This window comes from Sphingomonas sp. YR710 (assembly GCF_900101455.1).
GTDB lineage: Bacteria > Pseudomonadota > Alphaproteobacteria > Sphingomonadales > Sphingomonadaceae > Rhizorhabdus.
Genome location: NZ_FMZJ01000009.1, coordinates 142,412 through 158,295 on the forward strand (window position 1 = coordinate 142,412; position 15,884 = coordinate 158,295).

Annotated in this window: 17 protein-coding genes; 8 read left to right on the top strand and 9 right to left on the bottom strand. The window is 63.1% G+C overall.

The annotated features are described in order from the left end of the window. Positions 1 to 38: 38 nt before the first annotated feature. The 3 genes from BLS13_RS12370 (at position 39) to bfr (ending at position 1,918) form a co-directional block, all read left to right on the top strand. Entirely contained in the window at positions 39 to 923 is an 885-nt protein-coding gene (locus BLS13_RS12370) for an FAD:protein FMN transferase (protein ID WP_093452578.1), read from the top strand. 272 nt (positions 924 to 1,195) lie between these two features. Beyond that, positions 1,196 to 1,363, top strand: coding sequence for a (2Fe-2S)-binding protein (locus tag BLS13_RS12375; RefSeq protein WP_093452579.1), 168 nt, complete (start codon positions 1,196 to 1,198; stop codon positions 1,361 to 1,363). Positions 1,364 to 1,438: 75 nt separating this feature from the next. Continuing rightward, the gene (bfr, locus tag BLS13_RS12380) at positions 1,439 to 1,918 is read left to right on the top strand and encodes a bacterioferritin (protein ID WP_093452581.1); all 480 of its coding nucleotides are present in this window, start codon (positions 1,439 to 1,441) and stop codon (positions 1,916 to 1,918) included. A gap of 26 nt (positions 1,919 to 1,944) precedes the next feature. On the opposite strand, the gene BLS13_RS12385 is transcribed toward bfr, so the two are convergent. The 4 genes from BLS13_RS12385 to BLS13_RS12400 all read right to left on the bottom strand — a co-directional run bounded on the left by BLS13_RS12385 (position 1,945) and on the right by BLS13_RS12400 (position 6,241). Then, complete coding sequence (locus tag BLS13_RS12385; protein ID WP_037525862.1) at positions 1,945 to 2,202, bottom strand: hypothetical protein; 258 nt, start codon at positions 2,200 to 2,202, stop codon at positions 1,945 to 1,947. Between the two features lie 117 nt (positions 2,203 to 2,319). Next, a complete protein-coding gene (locus BLS13_RS12390; protein WP_218123282.1) occupies positions 2,320 to 5,028 on the bottom strand; it encodes a PAS domain-containing hybrid sensor histidine kinase/response regulator in 2,709 nt (902 codons plus the stop codon). Positions 5,029 to 5,171: 143 nt separating this feature from the next. Continuing rightward, positions 5,172 to 5,534: a response regulator gene (locus BLS13_RS12395; protein ID WP_093452499.1), complete on the bottom strand. Its 363-nt coding sequence runs from the start codon at positions 5,532 to 5,534 to the stop codon at positions 5,172 to 5,174. 143 nt (positions 5,535 to 5,677) lie between these two features. Beyond that, positions 5,678 to 6,241 (bottom strand): NUDIX hydrolase, encoded by a 564-nt coding sequence (locus tag BLS13_RS12400; RefSeq protein ID WP_093452501.1) that lies wholly within the window; start codon positions 6,239 to 6,241, stop codon positions 5,678 to 5,680. An 87-nt stretch (positions 6,242 to 6,328) separates the two neighbouring features. Here BLS13_RS12400 and BLS13_RS12405 point away from each other — a divergent pair, with 87 nt between their 5' ends. Together BLS13_RS12405 and BLS13_RS12410 are read left to right on the top strand one after the other, a co-directional pair. After that, complete coding sequence (locus BLS13_RS12405) at positions 6,329 to 7,258, top strand: 2-hydroxyacid dehydrogenase (protein ID WP_093452502.1); 930 nt, start codon at positions 6,329 to 6,331, stop codon at positions 7,256 to 7,258. A 64-nt stretch (positions 7,259 to 7,322) separates the two neighbouring features. Then, complete coding sequence (locus BLS13_RS12410) at positions 7,323 to 7,589, top strand: hypothetical protein (protein WP_093452504.1); 267 nt, start codon at positions 7,323 to 7,325, stop codon at positions 7,587 to 7,589. 19 nt (positions 7,590 to 7,608) lie between these two features. Here the strand turns inward: BLS13_RS12410 and BLS13_RS12415 are convergent, their stop codons facing one another. The 3 genes from BLS13_RS12415 to BLS13_RS12425 form a co-directional block, all read right to left on the bottom strand. Beyond that, complete coding sequence (locus BLS13_RS12415) at positions 7,609 to 8,679, bottom strand: NAD(P)H-dependent flavin oxidoreductase (protein ID WP_093452505.1); 1,071 nt, start codon at positions 8,677 to 8,679, stop codon at positions 7,609 to 7,611. A gap of 105 nt (positions 8,680 to 8,784) precedes the next feature. Then, positions 8,785 to 9,261, bottom strand: a complete 477-nt coding sequence (locus BLS13_RS12420) for an aromatic-ring-hydroxylating dioxygenase subunit beta (protein ID WP_256325844.1) — start codon at positions 9,259 to 9,261, stop codon at positions 8,785 to 8,787. Continuing rightward, on the bottom strand, positions 9,258 to 10,487 hold the full coding sequence (locus BLS13_RS12425; protein WP_093452507.1) for an aromatic ring-hydroxylating dioxygenase subunit alpha: 1,230 nt from the start codon (positions 10,485 to 10,487) through the stop codon (positions 9,258 to 9,260). Before BLS13_RS12425 ends, BLS13_RS12420 begins: the two co-directional genes overlap by 4 nt. A gap of 379 nt (positions 10,488 to 10,866) precedes the next feature. Between BLS13_RS12425 and BLS13_RS12430 the strand changes: the two genes are divergently transcribed. Next, positions 10,867 to 12,318, top strand: coding sequence for an aldehyde dehydrogenase (locus BLS13_RS12430; protein WP_093452508.1), 1,452 nt, complete (start codon positions 10,867 to 10,869; stop codon positions 12,316 to 12,318). Positions 12,319 to 12,364: 46 nt separating this feature from the next. Here the strand turns inward: BLS13_RS12430 and BLS13_RS12435 are convergent, their stop codons facing one another. Then, positions 12,365 to 13,153 (bottom strand): IclR family transcriptional regulator, encoded by a 789-nt coding sequence (locus tag BLS13_RS12435; RefSeq protein ID WP_176943570.1) that lies wholly within the window; start codon positions 13,151 to 13,153, stop codon positions 12,365 to 12,367. 146 nt (positions 13,154 to 13,299) lie between these two features. Beyond that, positions 13,300 to 14,205, bottom strand: coding sequence for a LysR family transcriptional regulator (locus BLS13_RS12440; protein ID WP_176943571.1), 906 nt, complete (start codon positions 14,203 to 14,205; stop codon positions 13,300 to 13,302). 295 nt (positions 14,206 to 14,500) lie between these two features. On the opposite strand from BLS13_RS12440, the gene BLS13_RS12445 reads away from it, so the two are divergent. Continuing rightward, complete coding sequence (locus BLS13_RS12445) at positions 14,501 to 14,929, top strand: DoxX family protein (RefSeq protein WP_093452513.1); 429 nt, start codon at positions 14,501 to 14,503, stop codon at positions 14,927 to 14,929. 61 nt (positions 14,930 to 14,990) lie between these two features. Then, a complete protein-coding gene (locus BLS13_RS12450; protein WP_093452515.1) occupies positions 14,991 to 15,800 on the top strand; it encodes a DODA-type extradiol aromatic ring-opening family dioxygenase in 810 nt (269 codons plus the stop codon). Positions 15,801 to 15,884: the final 84 nt, after the last annotated feature.

Sequence of the window (15,884 nt, forward strand, 5' to 3'; positions counted from 1 at the left end):
ATCGGACCGCGGCGATCGTCGATCTGGGTGGAGAGACGATGGGCACGACCTGGCAGTTGCGCTTCGCCGCCGCGCCCGGCGTCGATCCGGCGCAACTCCGCGTCGCGATCGTCGCACGGCTGGGCACGATCATCGCCGAAATGAGCCATTGGGAAGCGGCATCGCGGCTGTCGGCCTTCAATCGCGCGCCGGCTGGATCGTGGCACAGGCTCCCGCCCGATTTCGCCGCGGTGATCGCGGCCGCGCTTGACATTGCCGAGGCGAGCGGCGGCGCCTTCGATCCCACGATCGGCCGGATCGTCGCGATGCGCGGATTCGGCGCCGAGCCGGCTCCGGCGTCGCCCGACGCGGCCGCGATCGATCGCGCGCGCGCCGATGCCGGCTGGCACCGGCTGGCCTATGATCGGGGGGCGCAACGCTTGCGCCAGCCGGGCGGCGTCGCGCTTGATCTGTCGGGCATCGCCAAGGGCTATGCCGTCGACGCGGTCGCCGGCCTGCTCGAGGATTTCGGCATCCGCCACGGCCTGATCGAAATCGGCGGCGAATTGCGCGGGGCGGGCATCCGGCCGGATGGCGATCCCTGGTGGGTCGATCTCGAAGACCCGCCCGGTGCCGCGCTCCCCCGCCTGCGGATCGCCCTACACAGCCTCGCCGTCGCCACGTCGGGCGACTATCGCCGCGGCGCCCATACGATCGATCCGCGCACCGGCCGATCGACCGCGCACGGCCTGACGTCGGTCAGCGTGCTCCACGATCGCGCGATGCAGGCCGACGCCTGGGCGACCGCGCTCACCGTGCTCGGCCCCGACGAGGGCTTCGCGCTCGCCACCGAACGGCACCTGGCGGCGCGCTTCCTCTGGCGGGCGGACGCCGGCGTCGTGGAACGGATCACGCCCGCGCTGCAGGCGATGATCGACGGCTGATGGCGGCGCGAGCGGTGGAGGGGCCAGCGGAACGGTTGGGATGGCGCGCTTTTGTGCCCAACGCGACACCCCAACCGTCATCCCCGCGAAAGCGGGGACCCATGGACGGCGGCACCTCCCGATTCCTGTGTTCCGCAACCGTGGGTTCCCGCTTTCGCGGGAATGACGAGTTGGTCACCATGCTCGAGCGCTCACCCGCCCGCCCCGATGGAATTACTATTGATAGTCACTCGCAATAGCTGTAGATAATGATTCGCAAACTGGAGAGGCTGATGGTCGTCTGTATCTGTAACGCGATTCGTGAATCGGAAGTCCGCGATGCCGTGCGTAACGGCGCGACCTGCCCGCGCAGCGCCTATGCCCAGCTTGGCCGTCGCCCGCGCTGCGGCCAATGCATCCCCTTCGCTCGCGAGATCGTCGAATCCGCAGTCGCCGCCTGAACGTCGTCGCGCCTTTTTCATGTCCTTCGCCGCCATCCTACCCTAGGCTGACACGATCAGCATATGGAGGCGAATATGAAGGGCGATGCCAAGGTCATCGAAATTCTGAACGAAACGCTCAAGAATGAGCTGACCGCGATCAATCAATATTTCCTGCACTATCGCATGCTCGGCCATTGGGGCGTCGAGAAGCTCGCCAAGTTCGAATATGACGAATCGATCGACGAGATGAAGCATGCCGATCGGCTCGCCGAACGCATCCTGTTCCTCGATGGCCTGCCCAATTTCCAGATGCTCGGTCGGTTGCGCATCGGCGAAAGCGTCGAGGAAGTCCTGCGCGCCGATCTCGCGCTGGAAAATGATGCGATCCCGCAACTGCGCGACGGCATCGCCTATTGCGAGACGGTGCGCGACTATATCAGCCGCGATCTGCTGCAATCGATCCTCGATTCCGAAGAGGAGCATGTCGACACGCTCGAACGCCAGTTCGAGATGATCGAACGGATGGGCATCCAGAATTATGTCCAGCTACAGTCGAAGCCCGCATCGGATTAAAAGCGGGCGGAACAACTTCTCCGAAGTCAGAGCGCCGCGAGTTTGGTTGTTGCCAGCAGTTCGGACTTGCGCGCCTTTGCCTCGATCAGCGCCGACAGGTTCGGCGATATTGCAGCGACCGCCCCGATCGGATCGAGCTTCGCTTCCTGCACGCCAAAATGCGCGAAGTCCGCGATGCTCATGATGAACTTGCGCGGATCGCCATCGACGACACCGGAAAAAGCGATCATCCGCTTTTCGACGACGGCCGTCGCGGGATCGATCGAGATAATGGCGTCTGTCATGTCGTGGCCTGTCGCAAAAGGACGTGGAGCGCGAAATGCCCGTCCAACGCCTGTCGGCGCCTCGTAGTCGCTCCAGCCCAAAGCTCAAGCGAAAGAACGTTTTGAAGCCGCAGCCGCCTACACCTGCTCCAGATAGAGCGACAGATCGCCGACCAGCTTGCGCGTTTCGTCGAGATCGCTTTCGCCAGAGGCCTGTTCGAGGCTACCGCCCAAATCGGTGATCGCCTGAAATCCGAAACTTCCACCCGATCCGCGCATATTGTGTCCCAGAATTGTCACGGCTTCAAAGTCGCCCTGATCGAGCGCCTCGCCCATCAGCACGACATTGCGCCGACAGTTTTCGAGATAGGCCGGGATCTGCTGCGCCAGCCGCTGTGCGATCCTCGCAGAATTTGCGTTTTCGGCTGCGGAACGCTGTCCCGCCGCGGAATAATCCCGGATCGCCTGCCGCAGTACATCCTGCTTGATCGGCTTGGTCAGATAGGCGGTGCAGCCCGCAGCCAGGCACGTTTCACGGTCTCCTTTCAGTGCCGAGGCGGTCAACGCGATGATCGGGGTCGGCGACAGGCCGTTGGCCTTTTCCCAGGCACGCAGGGTGCGCGTGGCGGTCAGGCCGTCCATCACCGGCATCTGCCTGTCCATCAGCACCAGATCATAATGGCCCGCCTTGAACATTTCGCAGGCGATCAAGCCGGTCTCGGCGACATCGATCAGATAGGGCTGGTCTTCGAGATAGGCCAAAGCGATCGTCACATTATCCTGCGAATCCTCCGCCATCAGGATGCGCAATGCCGGCAACGGCGCGCCGTCATCCACGCCGACGGGCGCTGTCACCGGCCGGCCGGCCTCCGGCCATATCTCGAACGGCACCGCGAAAGCGAAGGTGCTGCCGATGTCGACCGCGCTTGTCACCCAGATCCGCCCGCCCATCAACTCGACGAGGCGTTTCGAAATGGTCAGCCCCAGCCCGGAGCCCCCGAACCGGCGCGTGGTGGAGGAATCGGCCTGCGTGAATCGTTCGAACACGCGCGCGAGCTTGTCGGCGGCGATACCGATGCCGCTGTCCGATACGGTGAAGCGCAAGGCGGTCGGCACCGCACAATTCGCGTCGGGTTCGACCTTCAGGACGATGCCGCCATCTTGCGTGAACTTGATCGCGTTGCCGAGCAGGTTGAGCAGCACCTGCCGCAATCGGGTGGGATCGCCGACCAGATCGTTGCTGACCCCCGGCGCGATCTCGCACACCAGCGAAAGGCGCTTTTCGTTCGCGCGCGGCGCGACCATCTCGATCACCTTTTCGAGATGGTCGCTTAACGAGAAGCCCGTCCGCTCCAGATCGAGCTGCGACGCCTCGACCTTGGAGAGATCGAGAATGTCGTTGATGAGGTTCAGCAGATTGTCGCCCGAACGGCGAAAGATCTGGACATATTTGTCCTGTTCCGGGGTGAGCGCGGTCTGCGCGAGCAGATCGGCGATCCCCATGATCGCGTTCATCGGCGTGCGGATCTCATGGCTCATGCTGGCCAGGAAATCCGATTTCGTGCGGCTCGCGCTTTCCGCCGCGGCCTTGGCAAGCTGCAACTCCACCTCGACCCGCTTGCGCTCGGTGACGTCGCGGGCCGCCGCGAACACGCCCTGCAAGGTGCGGCTGCGATCGTAGAAGGTGGTCGCATTGTAGGAGACCACGGTCTGCGTTCCATCGCGGGCGCGCGCGGTCAGTTCGTAATCGGTCACCGATTTTTCGCTGAGCACCCGCCGGATCCCGGCTTCGGCACGCGCCGGATCGGTGAAGCAATCCTTGAACGGGGCGCCGATCAGCTCGTCGCGGGTAGAGCCGGTCAATGCCTCCATCTGCTTGTTGACGTCGGTGATGATGCCGGCCGGATCGGTGGTCATCAATGCATCGATGTTCGATTCGATCAGCGAACGGGTGTAGAATTGCTGATCGCGCAGCCGCTGATCGGATTTCTTCTGTTCCTCCTCCACCAGCTTGCGCGCGGTATTGTCGGTGCCGATCAGCAGATAGCCGATGATCGCGTTCTGCGCGTCGCGCAGCGCGGTGACCGAAACGACCGCGGGAAAGCGCGTGCCGTCCTTGCGGATATAGGTCAGCTCGTAAATATCCTCGATGCCACGCGACGCCTTGAACACCAGCGCCTCGAAACCCTGCGTGATCGGCGTCGCCAGTTCGGTGCTGAGATCCTGCGCCCGCGCGATCAGTTCCTGCGGGTCGGAAATGTCGGCCGGCGTGATCGTGTCCACCACTTCGGCCGCCGTATAACCGAGCATCCGTTCCGCGCCGACGTTGAAGATCTGGATCACGCCTTTGGCGTCGGTGGCGATGCTCGAAAAATTGGCGCTGTTGAAAATCGCGCTCTGCAATGCCCCTGCCTGAAGCAGCGCTTCCTCCGCTTTCTTGCGCGCGGTATTATCGGTGCCGATCAGCAGATAGCCGATGATCACGTCATGAATGTCGCGCAGCGCGGTGACCGAAACCACCGCCGGCAGGCGCGTGCCGTCCTTGCGGATATAGGTCAGCTCGTAAATATCCTCGATACCGCGCGACGCCTTGAACACCAGCGCTTCGAAGCCGGCCGTGATCGGCGTCGCCAGTTCAGCGCTCAGCGCCAGCGCGCGCGCGATCAGTTCGTCCGGATCGGAAATGTCCGCCGGCGTGATCAGGTTCATCACCTCGGCCGCGGTATAGCCGAGCATGCGTTCCGCACCGACGTTGAAGATCTGGATCACGCCTTTGGCGTCGGTGGCGATGCTCGAAAAATTGGCGCTGTTGAAGATTGCGCTTTGCAGTGCGCCGGCCTTGAGCACCGATTCCTCGGTCTGGCCGTGCCCGGCGGAAGCGGGCAGCCGATCGAATGGGCGGGCACCGGAGGCTTCAGCGGGAATGTCGATACATGTTCCTGACCAGATGATCTTACACGGACGCGCCCCACATTGCCGGACGTCGAAGACTATTGCAGCAGCCTGCCAACCGACACGCCCAGCTGCTCCAGGGAATATGGCTTTTGCAGAAACTGACCGTCGTCGACGAACATGTCGATCATTGCGGCCGTGATGGGACTGCCCGACGTATAGAGAATTCGAAGGCCCGGGCGGATGCCGACCGCCTGATTGGCAACATCATAGCCGCCAAAGGCGAGCTTTGCGAGGCGTATGTCCACAAACAGCGCATCGATCGGCGCGGTTGCGTTGAGATGGGAAAGCGCGCCGGCGAGATCTTCGGCGAACAGGGCATCGTGCCCGAGATCCTCGATCATCCATAACGCAGCCTGGCGGATGAACGCGTCATCTTCCACCACAAGAATTACGGACATTGAAAGCGCCTCAACGGGATCGGCATATGGAAAAAACCCTAAAGCGCCAATTCGATACAAAACTGCGCTTATCGCCAACACTTGGCGGCCATACCGGTTCCGTCAAACATGTGCGCGGATGAATCGGGCGAATATTGCCCACTTCAGGCAAACAGGTCGGGCCGCTCCAGCATCAGCCGCTGGACGAGGATCAATGTCTTGGCATCGCGCAATTCGCCCCCCCGCACCATCGCCCCGAGCATCGCCAACGGGACTTCGTGGAGCGTGATCGCCTCATTCTCATGGCTTGCGCCGCCGCCGCTGGCGATGCGATCCCCGGGGCGATAGCAGGCGAGATACAGGCTCATATATTCGGTCGAAATACCGATCATCGACCAGATCGCGGTGACGAAGCGGACCTCGGTCAACAGCAGGCCTGCCTCCTCCAGCGCCTCGCGCCGCGCGTCGTCGGCAGGATCGTCGCACTCGGCAAGGCCCGCGACGACCTCCAGCACCGGATCGGCACCCGCCCGCAACACCGGCGCGCGCGGCTGCGTGATCAGCATCGCGACCCGCGCCACCTCGTCATACGGCAATATCGCCACCGCCCGCCCATGATCCTCGACATGGCGTTCCTCCGTCCGCCCATCGGGCATCAGCAAGGTACAGCGATAGAGTTTCAACCAGCGATCATAGACGAGCTCTGACTGGAGGAGTTTTGCGGTCATGTGCCGACCATGGACGAGCGCGATGCCGCGGCCAAGAGGACATCGCCATGCTTTACTCCGAACCGCAGAAGCAGCATTCCCGGTCACATGCCCGCGCGTCCCATCGTCATCGTCGCCCAACCGCATCTCGCGCCGCTCATCGCCGTGCTGACCCCGCAATATGAGGCGCTGCCGCTGTGGGAATCGGCCGGCAAGGCGAAGCTCGCCGATGCGTGCGCTCTGGTCACGGCGGGCGAATTTCGCCTCGCGCCTGATCTCCTCGACGCGATGCCGAAACTCGGGCTGATCGCCTGTTTCACCGTAGGCTATGACGGGATTGATGTAGGCTCGGCGCGAACGCGAGGGATAGAGGTCAGCCACGCGCTTGATGCCAATCATGAGGATGTCGCCGATCACGCGATCGGCATGATTATCGCGCAGCGTAGGCGGATTGCCGAGGGTGATCGCATATTGCGCGCCGGGGGCTGGAGCGCGGACCGGAAGATGATCAGCCGATCGCTGGGCGGGGCGGCGATCGGGATCGTCGGACTGGGCAGCATCGGCCTCGCGGTAGCGCGCCGCGCCGAAGCGATGAACATGCGGATCGGCTGGTGGGGACCGACACCCAAACCCAGCAGCGCCTGGCCCCGCGCCGATACCCTCATGGCACTCGCCAGTGCCAGCGACATTCTGTTGATCGCGGCCCGGGCGCATGACGACAATGCCGGGCTGGTCTCGGCCGAGGTGATCGATGCGCTGGGGCCGCACGGTCTGCTCGTCAACGTCGCCCGCGGCCAGCTGCTCGACGAGGATGCGCTGATTGCCGCCCTGCGCGAGCGCCGGATCGGCGGCGCGGCGCTCGACGTCTATGCCACAGAGCCGACATCGGCCGCCCGCTGGGCCGATGTGCCCAACACGTTGCTCACGCCGCACACCGCCGGCGCCACGGACGCGGCCGTCGCCCGCATGACCCAGATGCTGCTCGCCAATCTGGCCGCCTTCTTCGCCGGTAGTCCGCTGCCTACGCCCGTGCGCTAGCGCCTGCGCGAGTCGGGCCTGTTACGGGGCCTTGGCGTCGCGCCGCTTCGCTCTATGATGCCGCATGGATTTCGATCAGCTCCTCATGCAATTCTTCGGCACCGAAGACATCGCCTCGCTCCAGCCCGATCAGCTTGTCGGGGGAACCGAGCGGCTGCGGCTGCAATTCGGGCTGGAGCGCGATTCGGGCCGGCGGTTCGCCTTATGGTCGCTGATGTACATGCTCGGCATTGCACCCGATCTGGATGTCGCCTTCAAGGATGCCGCCGATCGCGATGCCGCGCGCGATTTCATGGACATGATCGATCGCGAGATCGACGGCGAGGCGTGAACCCGGCCCCTGATCGCGCTCACCTGTAGCGCATCTCGTCCGCCAACAAGCGCACCAGATCGGCCGCCGGCAGCGCACGCGCCAGGGGCGCACCCTGCCCCGCCCATTGCGCACCATACCCCGGCTCGCCGGCCGCCTTGGCCGCGGCGTTGAGCGCCTTTCCGAGATCATAGGCGATCGGATAGGATGGAACGTCGGTGGCGGCGATGCCCGCGGCCAGCGCGGTGAACCGGTTGGCCAGGCAACGGGCGGGGCGGCCGGAAATGATCCGCGTCATCACCGTATGCTGCGCAGCATCGCTGAACAGCGCGTCGCGAAAGCCCTGATCGGCGAGCGATTCATCGGCCCCGATGAAGGCCGTGCCCAATATTGCAGCGGCCGCGCCCAGCTGGAGCGCAGCCCCTATGCCGGCCCCGTCCATGATGCCGCCCGCGGCGATCACGGGCACGCGCAACGTCCGCGCCAATATCCGCACGAGGATCGCCATGCCGATCCGATCGTCTGGCGCATCCGGATCGAATATCCCGCGATGGCCGCCCGCCTCATAGCCCTGCGCCACGATCGCATCGACGCCTGCTGCCGCGGCCAGGCGCGCTTCGGCAAGACTCGTGGCGGAGGCGAGAAGGACGATGCCCGCATCGCGCAGTGCCCGGATTCGCGACGGATCGGGCAAACCAAAGTGGAAGCTGACGACCTCGGGCTTTTCGGCAAGCAGCATCGACAGCATCGCATCGTCGTCGCGGAAACTCGTGTAGATTTCGGTAAGCCGCGCGGGGGGCGCACCCCGGATCGCTTCGAACTGAGGTCGAAAGCGATCGATCCATGCGGACGCGACCGCCGCATCGGCGGGTGCGGGCGCGTGGACGAAGACATTGACGTTCAACGATCGCGAACTGCGCGCGCGGACGTCGCGGATCATCGCACGAGCGCCATCGACATTCACGCCGCCAACGCCGATCGATCCCAGTCCGCCGGCTTCCGAAACCGCCGCGGCCATCGCGGGAGACGAGACACCCGCCATCGGCGCCTGGATGATCGGAAGATCGATCCGGAGCAGGCTGAGCAGATGCTGCGTAACGAGCGACGGCATAGGATCTCTCCCTTGCCGCGAAATAGCGATGCACCCGTACCGTTCAACCCCGGGAAGGCATTGTTGCGGCGAGCTGAGTGTTCGACGCCGATCGCCCGGCGGCCGTCAGATCGGGTAGATTAGCGAGTTGGGAATGAGATCATTGTCGAACACGCAGAATCTGCGCGCAAAACGCAGGCCGGCGGGCGTTTCGACCACCGTGTCGAGATAGACGCCGGTATTGAATATCTCGGCAGGCATATCTCGCTTCGTCCGAATCACGAGATAATTGGTTTCGGTCTCCAGGGCGCCGTCGCCCCGCGAGAGAATTCGCGTGGGGCTGAGGATGTGGCGCTGATAATAAGGCGCATGAAAGATCGTGCTTTCAATGCCATAATTTCGGTCGCGCATCATCGGCTTGCCGTGGAGGGACAAGGTGCTCAGCGGCAGGTTGCGATCCAGATTTTCGCGCGAAACAATCCGGTACCAAGCGTCGTCGGTGAAGAAATCCGGCCACTCGTCATATTTGCCTGCATCCACGCACGATGCATAAGCTGCGTACAATTCGATCAGTCGCTCTCTTTGCATTTCCTGCGCGGTCACAGCTCCATCACCTCCCGCCAATAACGATACATTCCGCGGATCAGCGTCTCGGTCACCGCGTGATCGGTTGGGCCAACGCCCGTGCCGTCGAGCTCGCACAGCGTGGCGAACGCCTTGTCCTGTTCGAAACCTTCCTGGCTGAACTCGATCACTTCGCCATCGTCGGCCGACACGAAGCCCGCCGGCCCGAACAGATTGGCCTGGCGCAGCCGCCTTTCGACCATCGCCGGATCATCGTCTGCGAAGCCGAAATGGGTCCAGATGAAGTCGAACGAACCGGGTCCGTTCGGTATGATCTGCCGGGTGGACAGCGAATTGACCTGCTGCTGGAAGATGACGTTTGGAAAAACCGTGGTCATGCAGACCGTATGTTCGCCCCACCATGGCTCGGCGACGATGTCGAGCAGCCGCATATCGTGCAGCTTCATATTGCTGCGATAGCTCGACACCCCCTCCTCAACATTGGCTGTCACCTTTTCGGGCCGACGCGAAAGCATTGCGGCATGCCGCCCCTTTGCATCGATCCTGAGCTGGGACTGGTTATCCGCACGCCACAGGCCAAAGGTGACGAACCAGGTGTGCAACAGGCCCGGATGATAGGGATCCTTGATGTTCTCCATCATCAGTTTCCAGTTTCCCGGAATCCGCTGACGCGAATAGCCATGGAGCACGAGTTCGCGTCCCGAGAAGGTCCGGTCGAAGCAGCCGAGGATCTCCGGGCCCAGATAATCCTCCAGACTTTCCACCCCATCATCGAAACAGGCGAAGACCACGCCGTTGCGGACCGCGACCTTCAGGCGATTGAGGCCATGGTCATCAAGCGCGAAATCGGCCGGCATACCGCCATTGCCTTTCACGCCGCGCTGAAACGGCACGCCGAGCAGCTTGCCGTCATAATTGTAATTCCACTGATGATAGGGGCAGACGAGCGTCTTCACCTTGCCCGTCCGTTCCTGACAGAAGCGCATCGCGCGGTGCGCGCAGCGATTTTCCAGAACATTGACCTCACCCTTGCGGTTGCGGATCATGATGACAGAGCGTTCGCCTACGCTCGTACGCTTAAAGCAACCCGGGTCGGGCACCTCGATTTCGAGCCCGACATAGCTCCAGTGCGGACCATAGAATATCCGATCGAGCTCCCGACGATAAATGTCGGCGCTCGTATAGACGTCCGAAGGAATCCGGCTCGAACCAGCGCTCGTCCACGGAGTGAGCAACTCTTGCATGCTGCGGCCTCTATCTAGCTTGTTGCGCCTGTCGCGGGACCATCATCGGGCTTTGGCGATGCGCGGGATGGTTTGCCGCATTCGGAGTCATCGACGGCCTTGGTCGATGATCATGAATAGCCGCTTTGATCTTGTGCTCCCCACTCATCGCATCGCTCTCTCCGGATCGCGTCTGACACGGCCCGCAGTTGCGCCCGAGGGACTCGGGGCGGATCGGCCAAGTCGATATATCCTGCCCTCAAATTTGATTTTACGCAATTCATTATTTATTATAAAAGACTCCTAGCAGCCGGATACGGGCCGACTCACACGTCAGAACGAGGCCGTTCCACCCGGTGCCAGACCGAAAACCACAACCAGAATCCCGCCGGAGAAGTTGATGAACATCCAGCTCGTGATCGACAATCGCCAGGTCGAAGCTGAAGGCGCCCGAACCTTCCAACGCCGCAACCCCGTCACCGGCAAAGTCGTCACCACCGCCGCCGCTGCCAGTGTCGCCGATGCCCATCGCGCCGCCGATGCCGCGGCCCGCGCTTTTGCCACATGGTCTCGCACCGGCCCGACCGAACGCCGTCGCATCCTGCTCGCCGCCGCCGACCGGCTCGAAGCGAAGATTGGCGAAATTTCCCAGGCCATGGCCTCCGAGACTGGCGCGTCCGGCCTTTGGGGCGGCTTCAATGTCATGGCTTCGGTCGGCCTGCTGCGCGAGGCCGCTGCCCTTACCACCCAGATCCAGGGTGAGACCATTCCCACCGACAAACCCGGCACCCTTTCGATGACCCTGCGGCAGCCTGTCGGCGTCATCCTCAGCATCGTGCCCTGGAACGGCCCCGTGATCCTCGCCGCCCGCGCGATCGCTTACCCCCTTGCCTGCGGTAATACCGTCGTCTTCCGCGGTTCCGAACTCAGCCCTGGCACGCATGCGCTGATCGCCGAAGCCTTTGTCGAAGCCGGCCTGCCCGATGGCGTGCTCAATTTCGTCGTCAATGCACCAGAAGATGCCCCTGAGATCATCGAGGCATTGATCGCCCACCCCGCCGTGCGCCGTATCAATTTCACGGGTTCGACGCGGGTTGGCCGCATCATCGCCGAAAAGGCCGGGCGCCACCTCAAGCGCTGCCTGCTCGAACTTGGCGGCAAGGCCCCGCTGGTCGTCCTCGACGACGCCGACCTCGACGGCGCCGTCAACGCCGCCATCTTCGGCTCATATCTCTTCCAAGGCCAGATCTGCATGTCGACCGAGCGCTTCGTCGTCGATGAGGCTGTCGCAGACGAGTTCGTCCGCCGCTTTGCCGAACGCGCCGCCCTGCTCCCCGCCGGCGATCCGGTCGACAATCCCGGCTGCGTCATCGGCCCCATGGTCGATGCCAGCTCGGGCAAGCGCATCAACGCCATGCTCGACGATGCCATCGCCAAAGGCGCCACCATCGCCACCGGCGGACATGCCGATGGCGTGACCATGCCGGCGACGATCGTCGATCATGTCAGACCCGGCATGACCATCTACGATCAGGAAACGTTCGGCCCCGTCACCACAATCGTCCGCGTCAGGGGCGTCAACGAAGCCATCCGCATCGCCAACGATACCGAATATGGACTGGCGGCCGCGGTATTCGGCAAGGATGTCGCCCGTGCCATCAACGTCGCGCGCCAGATCGACGCCGGTCACGTCCACGTCAATGGCGCGACCGTCCAGAATGAGCCCCAGGCACCTTATGGCGGCATGAAGAACAGCGGCTATGGCCGATTTGACGGTCGCGCGGTCATCGACGAATTCACCGAACTCAAGTGGCTCACGATCGAACCCGCCGACCAGCAATATCCGGTATAAGCGACCTGCTCGACGCCCCGTGCTGATCGGGATGGTCAGGACGAATTCAGTCGCGCTTCTCGGGATGTCCCCCCACGATCGCGCTGATCTTGTCGCACACCCTGCGCAATTTCCTCGCCGCATCGGGGCTTGTCTTTTCGGACCGCCCCGACGTGGTGACAAGAGTCGCGACGAGTATCGCGACCCCCTGAAGGTTGAGAATGGGATAGGCCTTCGCGTACAGGCCCGGGATCAGCGTTCCCCCCACTTCGGCCATTCCGTCGGCGCGGGCCTTTTGCCGGAGAGCCTCGATCTTCGCCCGATCGAATGCGGGGTCGCGCTCCAGTTCGGCATTTACGAGGTCTTCGGTCTCCTGCTCCGGGCGAAAGGCCAGGAAGACCTGTCCCGTCGCCGAGTGGAGAATCGACATGACAGAACCCACTGCCAGCGACGTGACCACCGGCGGCCGGCCGACATACCATCTTACGATCGTCGGCCCGCCCGGGCCAAGGACCGCAACCAGCACGGTCGATCCGGTGGCGGCGCAAAAGGCCCCGATCTCTTCGTCGGCAATCTTGTAGATATCGAGACGGGCCAGCGCACTCATGCCCAGCTTCAGCGCGGCGGGGCCGAGGTCATAGCTGCCATTGGAATTCTGCCGGACCATGCCGCTTTCGGCCAGACTGGCGAGATAACGGTGCGTCTGCGGCGGGGACAGACCGCATTTCCTGACCACCGCCGCAAGCGGGCTGGGCACGCCAAGATCCGCCAGCGCTTCGAGAACGCGCATGCCGATCTCGACCGACTGGATTCCCGCCCGCTTCTTAATTTCGCCTTCCGCAACCGCCTTCGTCATCTTCTCGTCCGGATCTCGACTGCGTCGCTCCGGAGAGCGCGATGTCATGAAAAACTGGCTTTAACGACTGGCACAGATGATCCCGCTTATAAAGCATATGTCTCGCCTCGCCGATCTGACCGGACCGTTGCCGCCCACTGCTGGCGCTATTGGGCCGGGATGGGCGGCGAGAGCACAGGCGCCATTTGTCGGACACCCTCGACAAAGTGATCGAGCACCATCCTTATGCGCGGCACATGGCGCGTGTCCCGGTGTACACCGAGCCAGATCCCCCGAACCAACCGCGCGGCCGACGCGGCAAGTTCGACAAGCTGATCGGATTCTCGCGCAAGGTAACAGGGCAGCATCGCCAAGCCATAGCCCGCGATCGCGGCCTGGAACTGGGCATCGCGACTATTGGCACGAAGCACGGATCGCGCCTTTGACGCGATGTTCGCCAGGTGCCGGGCCTCCGGCAGAAGCGCCAGATCGTCCTGCAATGTGACGACGGCATGATCGGGCGCCCCGCGCCCGAAATCCGGTGCGCCAGATGTCTCCAGATATTGGCGGCTCGCATAGAGCCCGAACGCCATATCGCCAATGCGGCGCACCACCGCCTCATGCTGCTCGAACGTCGCAAGGCGCAGTGCGATGTCGGCTTCGCGCCGCGACAACGACAGCGATCGTGTATCCGTGATGAGTTCGATCTGCAGTTCGGGCTGTTTGTCGATCAACGGTTTCAGCAACGGTATCAAAATCCGCGCACCGAAGGTTTCCACCGTCGTGATCCGCACTTCGCCCGCAATGCCCGCGTCCTCACCGGAAATCGCCCGTTCAATCGACAGAACCTCGGCCTCCATGCGCTCGACGTTGGCGAACACACGCTCACCTGCGGCGGTGAGTATGAAGCCAGTCGGCGTCTTTTGAAGAAGCCGGGCGCCGGCGCGATGGTGCAGCGCCTCAAGCCTTCGGCCCATGGTCGTCTGCGTCACCTTGAGCGCGCGTGCAGCCGCCGATAGATTTCCGTACCGCGCGATGGCGAGAAAGCTGCGCAGTTCATCCCAATCGAGCATCGGACGCATTCCTTACCAGCAACCATCAATGCATTTTTGCAGAGATAGTCATTCCTAAGCGTTCGCGCAGCCCGTGACTCCGTTACGATTTGCGACATCGGGAACGGCGACAGACTATATGAAAAACCATCGCATTCCTATCATCGCCAGACTTCCGGTACCGGGCTGGGGGTTACCAGCTCCACATTTTTGCATAGCCGGTGGGCGAAAGGTTCGAATAGCGCCGATGCGCGTTCGGGGCCATTTCAACCGTGCACTTCGGTGATGAACCGTTGTCCACGAAAGGAACCAATCCATGATCGACACTCGCCTTGCACCTTATGGCGCCCTCGCCCTGCGGGCCTCGTCCGGTTCGCTTTTCCTCGCCCATGCCGCCCTCAAGATTTTCGTATTCACGCCGGCGGGAACAGCAAAGTTCTTCGAAAGCGTGGGCGTGCCCGGCCCGGTCGCCTACCTGACGATCCTGGCCGAAGTGCTGGGCGGTACGGCGCTGCTGCTCGGCATCTATGCGCGTTACGTCGCCGTGGCGCTCAGCCTGATCCTGCTCGGCGCCATTGCCACCGTGCACATTCACAGCGGCTTCTTCTTCGATTCGCCCAATGGGGGCTGGGAATATCCGGCCTTCTGGATCGTCGCCCTGCTTGCGCAGGCAATGATTGGTGAGGGCGCATTCTCAGTCACGGGCAGCAAGACCGTTCGGCGCCAGGCAGCAGTCGCGGCCTGAACTCGGCTCGCCCTGCGGGCGCCGGAGTTCGGCGCCCGCAGCCAGATCCTGGAGATAACCGATGCTCCCTACCCTTTTTGTAAGCCATGGCGCGCCCACACTGCCGCTGACGGACGCGCCGGCCAGGACGTTCCTCACCCAATTGCCAACACTGCTCCCGGAAAAGCCGCGTGCCATCCTCATGATCTCGGCGCATTGGGAAACCGCGATACCCACCGCAAACGCGGTCGAGATTAACCGGACGATCCACGACTTTGGGGGCTTTCCGCGCAAATTGTACGAGATACAATATCTTGCACCAGGTGCCGAAGTGCTGGCGGAGCATGTCGGCGATCTCCTGGCCGCAGCCGGACTGCCAGGCCGGATCGACAGGCAGCGGGGCCTCGATCACGGCGCATGGGTGCCGCTCATGCTGATGTACCCCGATGCCGAACTCCCGGTTGCCCAGCTATCGGTCCAAAGTCAGTTTGGTCCCGCACATCATCTTGCACTTGGCCGGGCGCTCGAACCGCTGCGGCGCGAAGGCGTCCTGATCATCGGCTCGGGCTCGTTCACGCACGATCTGTCCCAGTTCCGTCTCTATCGGGAGGTGATCGCCCACCCCGAGCCCGAATGGGTCAGCGACTTCGCCAACTGGTTCGATCGCGCTTTGGCGGATGGGCGCACGTCGGACTTGCTCCGCTATCGACAGCTGGCGCCGCATGCCGGGCGGAACCATCCGACGGAAGAGCATCTGCTGCCGCTGTTCGTGGCGCTCGGCGCGGGTGGGCAGGATCGAGCGGCACGCCGCCTGCACAGCAGTACAACCCACGGTGTCCTGCGAATGGATGCCTATGCCTTCGGCGACGTGAATCGGCCGGGCTCGGGCTGAGCTCGCCGGCCGTTCGACCTGGGTCATATACTCCAGCGATCGATACCGCCCCGGCGCCTTCCCAACTGTGCGGGAGCCAGCCCG